Annotated in this window: 12 protein-coding genes; 4 read left to right on the top strand and 8 right to left on the bottom strand. The window is 38.3% G+C overall.

The genetic code is table 11. The annotated features are described in order from the left end of the window. Positions 1 to 231: 231 nt before the first annotated feature. The 6 genes from ILA26_RS05765 to hemB all read right to left on the bottom strand — a co-directional run bounded on the left by ILA26_RS05765 (position 232) and on the right by hemB (position 4,586). Positions 232 to 615 (bottom strand): putative zinc-binding protein, encoded by a 384-nt coding sequence (locus ILA26_RS05765; RefSeq protein ID WP_292895210.1) that lies wholly within the window; start codon positions 613 to 615, stop codon positions 232 to 234. A 1-nt stretch (position 616) separates the two neighbouring features. Next, positions 617 to 1,348 carry an NAD(P)H-dependent oxidoreductase gene (locus ILA26_RS05760; protein ID WP_292895207.1) on the bottom strand — a complete coding sequence of 244 codons (732 nt, stop codon included), beginning with the start codon at positions 1,346 to 1,348 and terminating at the stop codon, positions 617 to 619. A 2-nt stretch (positions 1,349 to 1,350) separates the two neighbouring features. Beyond that, positions 1,351 to 1,965 (bottom strand): N-acetyltransferase, encoded by a 615-nt coding sequence (locus tag ILA26_RS05755; protein ID WP_292895204.1) that lies wholly within the window; start codon positions 1,963 to 1,965, stop codon positions 1,351 to 1,353. 3 nt (positions 1,966 to 1,968) lie between these two features. Beyond that, the gene (locus ILA26_RS05750; protein ID WP_292895201.1) at positions 1,969 to 2,583 is read right to left on the bottom strand and encodes a TetR/AcrR family transcriptional regulator; all 615 of its coding nucleotides are present in this window, start codon (positions 2,581 to 2,583) and stop codon (positions 1,969 to 1,971) included. Positions 2,584 to 2,706: 123 nt separating this feature from the next. Further along, a complete protein-coding gene (locus tag ILA26_RS05745) occupies positions 2,707 to 3,585 on the bottom strand; it encodes a triphosphoribosyl-dephospho-CoA synthase (RefSeq protein ID WP_292895198.1) in 879 nt (292 codons plus the stop codon). Continuing rightward, positions 3,582 to 4,586: a porphobilinogen synthase gene (hemB, locus tag ILA26_RS05740; RefSeq protein WP_292895195.1), complete on the bottom strand. Its 1,005-nt coding sequence runs from the start codon at positions 4,584 to 4,586 to the stop codon at positions 3,582 to 3,584. The genes ILA26_RS05745 and hemB overlap by 4 nt, the downstream gene beginning before the upstream one ends. Positions 4,587 to 4,672: 86 nt before the next feature. On the opposite strand from hemB, the gene aroC reads away from it, so the two are divergent. Further along, a complete protein-coding gene (aroC, locus tag ILA26_RS05735; protein WP_292895192.1) occupies positions 4,673 to 5,767 on the top strand; it encodes a chorismate synthase in 1,095 nt (364 codons plus the stop codon). On the opposite strand, the gene ILA26_RS05730 is transcribed toward aroC, so the two are convergent. Next, on the bottom strand, positions 5,743 to 6,693 hold the full coding sequence (locus ILA26_RS05730; RefSeq protein WP_292895189.1) for an MBL fold metallo-hydrolase: 951 nt from the start codon (positions 6,691 to 6,693) through the stop codon (positions 5,743 to 5,745). The two genes, aroC and ILA26_RS05730, sit on opposite strands and share 25 nt — an antisense overlap. Before the next feature lie 14 nt (positions 6,694 to 6,707). Then, positions 6,708 to 7,628, bottom strand: a complete 921-nt coding sequence (locus ILA26_RS05725; protein ID WP_292895188.1) for a DUF2121 domain-containing protein — start codon at positions 7,626 to 7,628, stop codon at positions 6,708 to 6,710. A gap of 303 nt (positions 7,629 to 7,931) precedes the next feature. On the opposite strand from ILA26_RS05725, the gene acs reads away from it, so the two are divergent. From acs to ILA26_RS05710, 3 genes are read left to right on the top strand one after another with little or no spacing between them, the layout of a single operon-like run. Further along, positions 7,932 to 10,028, top strand: a complete 2,097-nt coding sequence (gene acs / locus ILA26_RS05720; protein ID WP_292895186.1) for an acetate--CoA ligase alpha subunit — start codon at positions 7,932 to 7,934, stop codon at positions 10,026 to 10,028. A 55-nt stretch (positions 10,029 to 10,083) separates the two neighbouring features. Next, positions 10,084 to 10,455 carry a hypothetical protein gene (locus ILA26_RS05715; protein WP_292895183.1) on the top strand — a complete coding sequence of 124 codons (372 nt, stop codon included), beginning with the start codon at positions 10,084 to 10,086 and terminating at the stop codon, positions 10,453 to 10,455. Next, positions 10,436 to 11,062 carry a DUF447 domain-containing protein gene (locus ILA26_RS05710; RefSeq protein WP_292895180.1) on the top strand — a complete coding sequence of 209 codons (627 nt, stop codon included), beginning with the start codon at positions 10,436 to 10,438 and terminating at the stop codon, positions 11,060 to 11,062. Before ILA26_RS05715 ends, ILA26_RS05710 begins: the two co-directional genes overlap by 20 nt. Positions 11,063 to 11,217 lie beyond the last annotated feature (155 nt).

The raw sequence follows: 11,217 nt of genomic DNA, 5'->3' as shown, positions 1-11,217 counted from the left end.
TCTCATTAATTTTATTTATATACTCGAAAAAAAAACATGTTTTCTTTTTCTTATAACAACTTATATACATTTATAATAAATAGAGTTTATCTAAGAGCATTTGGAAAGTAATACAGTATATTTTTTTATTTTGCAAAAAAAAATTCTAAAAATACAACACTCCTCTTAAAAGTGCAATTCATCTCCCGGCTTAAAGAAGCCGGAGAATTCTTGCACAATAATGTTAAAATATCACAATAATTTTGATATTGTTTTACTCAATTCTTCCTTGATTATTTTTACACATTCCTCGGCTTCGCTGTCCAATCTGAAAGGGTCCCTTGCAGATACTTCATAGTCATCTAAAATTTCATTTACTGCAATCGTTCCAGCCACATCAATTCCCTTGTTTTCCAAAATCTTGTTGACACAACCGTTGGGACATCCATTGACAGCAACAATAGGATACTTCCTGAGCATGTCATTGTTCCTGCCCTCAATGTCTGCAGAGGTTGAACCCATGCAAATCGATACCACATTTTCATTTTCATTCCTGCAGTCCCCGACCGCAACACGGGACACCAATCCGTTTGCACTCATGCCGTTGCATGGAGCCAATGCAATTTTTTCTGTCATGTTATTTAATTACCCTTTTTAAGATAAAAAACATTGCCTTTGAAAACAACTTCTTGAATATGTTCAATTCGACTTCAGGTGAAAAATCATGATTTATCAAATCATTTTCAAACCAAAATTTCCTGTCAGCTTCAATCGGATCATCAGATAATGCCATGGCTCTCCAAACGTCATAGAATACAATGTCACCAAGTTTTGGAGAATGCAATTTCTGCGATTCCACATCACTTGCGAATTTCCTTGATGTCTTATTGATGCTTTCAGCATCAATTGAGTCCTTTCCTCCAAATGCATATGTAATCTTGTAGACCTTGTTCACTCCCCAATGCCTCAAAGTCTCGTCAATGTATTTTGCAACATCCTTCTGGCCCGCACCTGCAGTTGACACAACAACCAATGCCTTTTTGGTGAAAAACTCCGGCCTGTGATAAAAATATGCTGTGTGGTCGAAGAAATTCTTGAGAAGAGCAGTCACGTTCATCGCATACACAGGAGAGGCAATGATGATTCCATCAGCAGCCATTATCGCATCAACAATCAGCTTTACCTTATCCCCGTGAGGACACTTGCCCTCACCTTCAACAATGCAGTTGAAGCAGCCATTGCATAGTGGAATCTTTTCCTTCATCAGATGAATCTCTTCAAAATCTCCATTTAAATTCCTTTTGGCCTGCTCGACCATCTTCCAGGTGTTCTTGCGCCTTGGCGAACCGTTGATAATAACATATTTCATAATCATAACTCCTTAAGCTGAGTGTCGAGAACCAGTTTCTCCCTGAGTTCAAATCGCTTGTCAAACTCATCCACATCATTTTCATCAACATCAAATACGTCAGGATTGTGGAAGATTCCCGATTCAATTTTCAAAAGACATTCATCAAATACTCTAATCATAAAAAACGGACATTCATCATCCGTGTCAGTTCCCTCCAAGAACAATCCATACTTTGATGCTGATTCAAATCCAAACCTGTGATAATAATTTTCATCACCAATGACAAAAACAAATGGAATCTTTTCGCTTTCAGCCAAATCAAGGGTGAAACTGATTAGTTTTGAGCCAACACCCTGATTTTGATAATCCTTGTGAATTGAAACAGGGCCTAAAACAACTGCATCAATTTTTTCTCCACCATAATCGATGAAACCTGTCGAATAATTGATGTGACCGATGATTTTATTGTCCTCTTCAACAACATACGCCAGGTCCCTGATAAGGCTTTCATCAGCCCTTAAATGATGCACAATGTAATGCTCAAAAGCGCCCGGACGATACACATTCCAAAAGGAGTCCCTTACAAGTTCCTCAACTTCCAGATAATCATTTTCATTTTCCAATCGGATTTCCATAATTTACCTCCTTACAGAATTATAAATCAGTTCAATGTGTCTTCTTGACTTTTCACACAGCATTTCGACAAATTCATTGTCATCTTCAGGATAATTGACAATGTAGTGCTCATACAATAGAAACATTCCGTACTTGTAGAATGATTCGGCAAGCTGTCTTGAGTCTGCATCCTCACGAATCACCTTCTTGAACTTCATCAAATCAAATAGTTTAACCCAACCGTCAACCGCATCGTTGATTATGCTCTTTTTGAGAAATGCATTAATCTTTTCGTTGTGATATGACTCAATTAGGATTATCCTTGTTATCTTTGACATCTTCTCGTCTTTGAGATGAGTTGCAAAGGATTCAAGTCCTGCCTGATAAAAATAATCAAAGCCCAAGTCAAGGTTTGCGCCTGCATCCTCAATAGGAATGTCCTGAGACAGCATCTTTTCAATGTAAAAATTTAAGATTGCATCCAAAATGGCTTCTTTACTTGCATAGTGATTGTATATTGAGCTTTCCTTTATTCCAACCTCACCGGCAATTTGGCGGATTGAAACTCCATCATAACCATGTTCTGAAAACAAATATATTGAAACATTAAAAATTCTTTCCTTGTTGTTAACCTTCATCAACTAACAGTTGTTAGTCAAGACATATAAAACTAACGATTGTTAGTTTAAAAATTATTAAAAAATAATAGCAGAATATTCAATTGAATATCATGCCGCTTTTCAATCAACCATTTAATAACATTAATCAAAATTGGACTTAAGATAACTTACAAAAATGGAAGCTGCTGTCAAGTCCGCTGTTGTTCCAGGATTGTACTTGTTGTCATAAAGGTAATCGTCAAATTCCTTAACGGTATCCATGAAATCCGGTGAATCTCTCATCTTGAGAAGATCACGAGTCATCAATGAGATTTTAAGGGCTTCCTCATCACCGTATTTTCTTGAAATCAATGTGTCCGGAACATGTGATAAAATGGTTAAAAATGTCAAAAGGCAAGCCTCGTTTTTAGTCTTTTCCTCTCTTAACTTATGATAAGTCGGATAGCCTATCTCAAAGACTGCAGGCATGTCCGAAGTCATCTCACGTGCAAGCATGTCCCAAGGAGCTGAGATTTTCAAAACATCATACATTGTCTGGTTGTTGTCCCTCAATTCCTGTTTTGCGTTGTCGCTTGCAACGTCATACTCATCCTGATCACCCATTCCTCCAGCATCAGCAATGTTGATTGCATCATAAAGGGCACATGCATCATCAACGGAAGTGTTACCCATCAACAACTTAATGTTTTCACGAATGTCATCAAATGAATCACTTATTGCAGCAGCAACTGCAATAGGGGTTGTCATCATGACAATTCCAAGGTTGGTGTTGTTCTTAATCCACCTGTCAGTTTCAGCAACCGCCTGGAGAATGTATTTTCCAAGCTCGGGGTTTTCAACATCAACGTCAGCGCATGCTTCACGGATGGTATCTCCAATAACAATACCGCTAATCACAAAGTCCTCGAATTCCATGTCGTCATAGTCACGTGTACGGTGAACATTTCCAGGTTTTGGATATCCACTTACCTCCAATGCTGAGGCTATTTGAGCTATTTTTGCGATTTCATTTGCATTCATTCTATCACGTCATTTAAAAGTAAGTATGGTGCAAAGTTAGTGATTATAAGGTCTGCTCCAGCACGTTTGATTGACAATAGTGATTCGGTGATTGCCCTTTCGGTCAAGAAACCCTTTTCGATTGCTGCCATGAGCATTGCGTATTCCCCGCTCACGTTGTATGCAACCAAAGGCAACATGAACTCGTCACGGACCATGCGGACAACGTCAAGGTAAGGAAGTGCAGGTTTAACCATTAAAAAGTCACATCCTTCAATAACGTCAAGCTCGCATTCACGGATTGCCTCAACCGCATTTGCAGGATCCATCTGATAGGATTTCCTGTCTCCGGCATGAGGAGAAGAACAGGCTGCCACACGGAAAGGCTCATAGAATGCAGAAGCGTATTTGGCGGAATATGACATTATCATGACATTTTCAAATCCGTTTTCATCCAAGGTTTCTCTGATTGCACCGACCCTTCCGTCCATCATGTCTGAAGGAGCCACAATGTCTGCACCGGCTTCAGCATGGGAAAGCGCAACCTTTGCGATGTAAGGCAAGGACTCGTCGTTCAATATTTCAATGCCATCGTCGGTGTCGTCGTTTTCGACAATCATTCCGCAGTGTCCGTGTGAAGTGTATTGACATAGGCACACGTCAGTGATGACAACCAAGTCAGTTTCCTTCTTAAGCCTTCTGACTGCCTTTTGAACAATTCCTGTTGCGGAATAATCCGGAGATGCAATTTCGTCCTTGGTTTCCTCTCTTGGTATTCCAAACACAATGATTGATTTCAATCCTTTTGCTTCCAATTGCTTTGCAAATTCGATTCCACTGTCCAAGGAGTATCTGTATTCACCCGGAAGTGATGAAATCTCTTCCTTCTCATCGCCTGTGAGTTCTTCCTTGAAATATATTGGATAAATCAAGTCATCCTTTTCGAGTTTTGTTTCACGCACAATGTTTCTAATCTTTGCATTTTTTCTTAATCTTCTCATTCTTGTAGTTGGAAATACCATAATAATCACTTGATTTATTATATTGATTTGAAATTATTTAAAATTTTTATAATATTAAAAAAATAAATAACTTTAAGAGGTCAATTATGTCAAATTCAATTGGAGAAAAATTTCAGGTAACAAGTTTTGGAGCAAGTCACGGCCCCGCTGTTGGAGCTGTTGTCGATGGCTGCCCTGCAAACTTAGAATTAACACAGGAAGACATTCAAAAGGAACTGGATAAAAGAAAACCAGGAACAAGTAGCGTAACCACTCCAAGAAAGGAAGCTGATGAAGTGCAAATTCTTTCAGGTATTTTTGAAGGCAAGACCGATGGAACACCTATCGCAGGAGTAGTTTTCAACAAAAACCAGCACTCAAAAGACTATTCCATGTTCAAGGACACTCCACGCCCATCCCATGGGGACTTCGGATGGATGATGAAATACGGAAACTACGACTACAACGGAGGAGGCCGTGGAAGCGGAAGAGTGACTATCGGACATGTAATCGGTGGAGCAATAGCCAAAAAGTTACTGAAAACACAAGACATTGAAATCATCTCCCACGTGACCCAAATCGGAGACATAAAAGCAGAACCTCAAGATCTTGAAAGCATCATTGAAAACGTTGAAAAGAACCCCGTTCGCTGCGGTGATTTAAAAGCTGCAAAAGAAATGGAAGAACTAATTTTATCCAAAAAACAGGAAGGAGATTCCGTTGGAGGAATTGTGGAAACAATTGCAGTAAACGTTCCTGCAGGACTTGGAGAACCCGTGTTTGAAAGGCTTGATGGAGACCTTGCAAGAATATTGATGAATATCGGAGCGGTAAAAGGGGTTGAAATAGGTCTCGGATTTGATGTTGCAAGACATACCGGTTCTGAAATCAATGACGCTTACCAAATTGAAGACGGCAAGGTGACCACAAAAACAAACAATTCCGGAGGAATCGTTGGAGGCATGAGCAACGGAATGCCAATTGTCTCAAGAATAGCAGTAAAACCTACTCCATCAATTTCCAAATGTCAAGATTCAATCAATATAGAAAAGAGGGAAAATAAAAAAATAGAAATTAAGGGACGACATGACCCCTGCATCTGTCCTAGAGTGACAGTTGTTGCCGAATCAAGCACTGCAATCGTTCTTGCAGACCACATGATTCGCTCAGGATTCATTCATCCGTCAAATTTAGATGATTGATTCGTTTCCTTCTTTACAATGGCAAGCTCATCAAATTCCTGATGCTTGAATGCCAATTGGTAAGAATTCTTTTTTTCACTTTCATACAATGTATGACTGGTGCTGTGGACTGATGACTGCACGTCCTTAAGTGAAATCAACCTAAAGCGCTTAGGATTGTTGTAGTTCACATTGAATGACAATCCGTCAAATGCGGCAATTGTCTTGACTCCTGTCTTTTTAGATACCTTTTTAGCCTCAGTGACAGGATTGCTTGAAATCATCTTAAGGCCCAAATGTGTCATTACCGCAACCTTAGGCTCAACCTCATTGATCAGGTCTATGAAGTTGCGTGAACACATGTGTCCCGGAATTGACTTGTTTCCAGGTCTTAAAACACTAGCGATTAAAATGTCTGCACCCTTGTGATCATCTGCCAGACCTTCAAAGTATCCTGTATCTGAAGTGTAGGACACCTTAAAGCCATTGTAATCTATCTGGAAACCGGAACCTGTCGGATCACCATGGGATGTTCGTGTACCCTTGATTGTGCAGTTATCCAACTTATTGACAACACCATGCTTTAGAACAATCTTGTCTGAATTTGACTTGTGATAGTTTGAAATGCACGGACCCCATTTCTCATACCCATTCAATACGCTTTCGCTTCCAATTATGGTACCGTTTCTTTTTGTCATTCCCTTTGTCATTGCCTCGATTAAAATCTCAGCATCGTTATAATGGTCAGTGTGTGAATGCGAAACGATTACTCCACTAAGGTTACGAGGATCGAATCCGAATTGATAAGTCCTAATCAATGCTCCTGGACCCGGATCGACATGGTAGTTCTTACCGCCCAGGTTGTCTATCCTGAACCCACCAGTCATTCTTCTCTGGCTGATGGCGGAAAATCTTCCTCCACCACTTCCTAAAAATGTAAGTTTCATTTAAACTCCCCATTTCATAATGAGCATAAAATTACATCACACTTTAGAGGAGACTTATCCTTCTTAAGGCATAAATCCTCATTTTCAATGACAACTTTATCTCCAATTTTAACATTGTTGCCGTCTGTAAACATTAAAACATTTTGACCTGGAGCCGCAAGCTGTTTCCAATTGCCGTCCATGGCCTGAACATTCTTATCCAATTGGACAAACACCATGTTGTCATCGACATTGACCACCTTACCTACATCGCCCTTGCTAATAATCTTATTGGCCATGTCGATTGCGATTTGCTGTTGGACAATTTGCTCAGTCAATTCTTGCCTGAACTTAGTCAATACCTTAATGTCGTGGTCTATTGTAATGTTCAAATGCTTTTGCGCTTCAGATTCGTTAAATTTAGGTTGCTGTATCAACACGTCAACCTTCTTTCCAACAGTAGGTGTTTTGAAAGCCACCTCTTCCAAAATCTTTTGGAAAATCTCTCCCATATATCTTAAGCTTTGGGAAGCTTTCCATTCACGTTTGATTAATGTTTCAGCGAGTTTTTTCGCATAATCATTACCGAATATAATGACTCCACTCTTTCCAGCCTTACGGGATTGGGTTTCAGAGCCTAAAAGCTCAACAATCTGATATCCATTGGTGGTTCCGTATATACGTCTTCTTCTTGTTTCCATTGTTCCTTTTGTGCTTACTTCACCACGGATTGTATTTCCAATCATCTTCAACTTGTTGGCGTCATCGGTAATCTTGATTGAGATGCCAAGCTCGTCAGCCCTTTTCAGGAAGTCATCATCAGTGCTAAGGTTTCCTTCGTATAATTCTTCTTCTAATATTTTTAAATTTTCTTTATCACCAAAATATCCTATCTTTCTTTTATCACTCGCCATTACACATCCTTTTTTTCCAACATAAGCGATAATTAAGCTCATAATATCTCCTAATTCGATATATATCAATTATTGAAATTTCAATAATTTTTTTATTAATTATATATAAGTATATTTATCCTACATTATATAGTTTAATAAATTGCATGAGAAAAACAATTATTATTCAATGTTTTAAAAATAATTAAAACCAGTTAAAACAGTTAAAACAAAAATTATAGGAATTTTGAATGATTAAACAATAAATTTAAATAATAACATCACCTAAAATATAATTATATTAATTGTTAATTATTTATCATTATAGATTAACATGATAATATAAAAACAACAGGAGAAAAACTTATGAAAGATCTCAATAAGATGTTTAAACCTGAATCTGTGGCAGTTATTGGAGCATCCAATACCCCAGGAAAAGTGGGATATATCATTGTTGACAACCTCATTAACGATGGTTTTGAAGGCGAAATATATCCAGTAAACCCAAAAGGTGGAGAAATCCTCGGTAAACAAGCTTATGCAAACATTAAGGACGTACCTGGAAAAGTGGATTTGGTAATCATTACAATCCCATCCCCATTCGTAAATACAGCAGTTAAGGAATGTGGTGAAGTAGGTATCGAAAACATGGTTGTTATTACAGCAGGATTTAAAGAAGTGGGCGAAGAAGGAGCTAAACTAGAAGCTGAATTAACCGCACTTGGTGAAGAATATGGTATAAACATTATTGGACCTAACAGTTTAGGAATTACCGATTCACACACTCCATTGAACGGATCATTTTCACAAATGATGCCACCAACTGGAAACATTGCATTCATTTCCCAAAGTGGAGCAATGATGGTAGCTATTATCGATTGGAGCGTAACCTCCGGAATCGGATTCAGTAAAGTAATAAGTTTAGGTAACAAAGCTGGAGTAACTGAAATCGAACTGTTACAATACTTGGCAGAAGACGATGAAACCAATGTAATTATCTGTTACTTAGAATCAATTTCCGATGATGAAGACTTTGTAAGAACCATGAGAGAAACCGCTGCTAAAAAACCAATCATTATACTCAAATCCGGTTCAAGTAGTGCTGGAGCAGCAGCTGCATCCTCACACACAGGAGCATTGGCAGGTAGTGACTTGGCATTTGATACAGCGTTCCACCAATCCGGAATCATGCGTGTAGAGACCATGGCTGAATTATTTGATTTAGGTCTTGCATTCTCCAAAGCACCACTTCCAAAAGGCGACAATGTTGCAATTATTACCAACGCAGGTGGAGGAGGAGTTTTAACCGTAGACGCTATGGAAAAAGCTGGTTTAAACCTCGTCCAATTTGATGAAGAAACCACCGCTAAATTAAAAGAATGCGTAACCGATGAAGGAAGTGCTAAAAACCCTATTGACGTATTAGGAGATGCACCAGTAAGCAGATACAAAGAATCATTAGAACTCGTATTAGGTTACGAAGACGTTGACAGTTTAATCATTATGGTTTGTCCAACCGCATCAGCTGACCCTGACGGAATTGCTAATGCAATCTTGGAAGAAAGAAAAGAATTCGACAAACCAATCATTGTTGTAAATATGGGAGGACCATCATTTGAAGCAGCAAACGAAGCTTTAAGAGCAAATGGTGTGCCAACTTACGTATTCCCTGAAACTGCAGTGACTGCACTCGAAGCAATGACCAGATACGCAAAACTCGAAGACAGAGTTTACGATGACGTCATTGAAAAAGTTGACGACGTTGACAAAGACGCTGTAAAAGCAATATTCGACAAAGTTAAAGCTGACGGAAGAGACACATTACTCGGTAGTGAAGCATACGCAGTGGCTGAAGCTTACGGAATTTCCGCAGCACCAATCAAATTGTCAACTTCCGCTGACGAAGCAGCAGAACTTGCAGAAGAAATGGAATTCCCAGTAGTGCTTAAAATCGCATCCGATAAAATCTTACACAAATCCGATATCGGCGGTGTAAAAGTGGGAATCGAAAATGTCGATGAAGCTAAAGCAGCATACGATGAAATCATCGCTAACGCTAAGAAAGCTCACCCAGACATCATTCCTGACGGTGTGGAAGTAAAAAAAATGATGGACTCCGGTGAAGAAGTAATTGTTGGTATGATTAAAGACAAACAATTCGGACCAATGATTGCATTCGGTATGGGAGGAATCTACGTAAACCTCATTGAAGATGTAGCATTCAACCTCGCTAAAGGAATGAGTTCTCAAGAAATCGATGAGCAAATCGAAAAAACCAAAGTATCCAAATTACTTGCAGGATACAGGGGAGAAGCTCCTTGCGATGTAGAAGAAGTTAAAGAAGCTATCAAAAGAGTAGCTAGATTAACCTTAGACTTCCCAGAAATTACCGAGTTAGACATCAACCCAATCTTCGTTTACGAAGAAGGTTCATCTGCACTCGATATTAAAATCAAATTATAATTTCTCTTTTGAGAAATTCTCTTTTTTTATTTTTATAACCTTTAAAGGTGATTTCATGAATGGTGAAATTGATTTAGAGTCATATACCATTTCATTAATTAGAATCAACACTGCACTTCAAAAGCTTGAAGACAACCAGGAAATATCCGAAATAAAAACCCTATTTGAAGAAAGTTTTGACGACTTGGAAAAAATATACCAAGATACAGTCAATGACCTGAATCAGGAGGAAGTCAACCTCAACGAGTATTACCTATTCTTCCAGAATGGAAAGCAGATGTTTCCACAATACATTGAAGTGCTTGACAGCATTGAAAACAATGCCCTTGAAGATGTTTTAGGTAAATTGACAAATGTCTTTAGGAATCTTGACAAGATAGCTGACGCATTTAATCAGGAGAAAGAAAATGAAATACGATCTGAGTAAAGTTGGAATCGAAAAGGACTTGCAGTACGAATGCATCACAACCACCATCAGTGAGGACGGAATCAAGAATGCAGGTGCCTTTGCATTCAAGTATCTTGGTGATGACAAGGTGTTCTGCAGAATCTTTGAGGGATCAAAAACATTGAAAAACATACAAAATACTAATGAATATGTAGTTAACATTACACAAGACCCATTGGCTTTCACCTATGCTACACTAGATTGCTTGGACGATGAATATTTCACTAGTGATGAGGACATAGCTATTATTAAAAATAGTCCCGCTTACATTATTGTGGACGTTGAAAGCATAGAGAAAAAGACCCCGGATGACTTTCCAATCAAGGGTGACAAGAACATATTTTTCATAACCGGAAAAATCAGGGATTTCATAGTCAATGATGAAAGCGTAAGGGCATTCAACAGAGGACTGTCCGGATTGATTGAAGGGCTTGTGAACTTTTCCAGATACAAGATTGTTGATGATGAGAAAAGAAAAGAATACATGGATCGCTTGATTGAAAATCAAAGAGTCATTGAAAAGGTATCTGATGAAAAAACCAAAAAGGCAATGTCCACCTTAAAATCAGAATACGATAAAAACTAGTTTTTTAAAAAAAGGAGTCTGTAAAATTTTATAGGCTTCTTTCAAATTTTATTTTTTTACACTTGAAATTTCACTTCGATAAAAATTCGTTCTAATTTTTCTTTAATTTGAAAATAAATGGTTAAAAAATAGTAAATTACTTAAATAAGTGAGGA

The organism is Methanobrevibacter sp. (genome assembly GCF_017940815.1).
In the GTDB taxonomy this organism is placed as follows: Archaea; Methanobacteriota; Methanobacteria; order Methanobacteriales; family Methanobacteriaceae; genus Methanocatella.
This window is presented reverse-complemented; position numbering and strand designations above follow the sequence as displayed.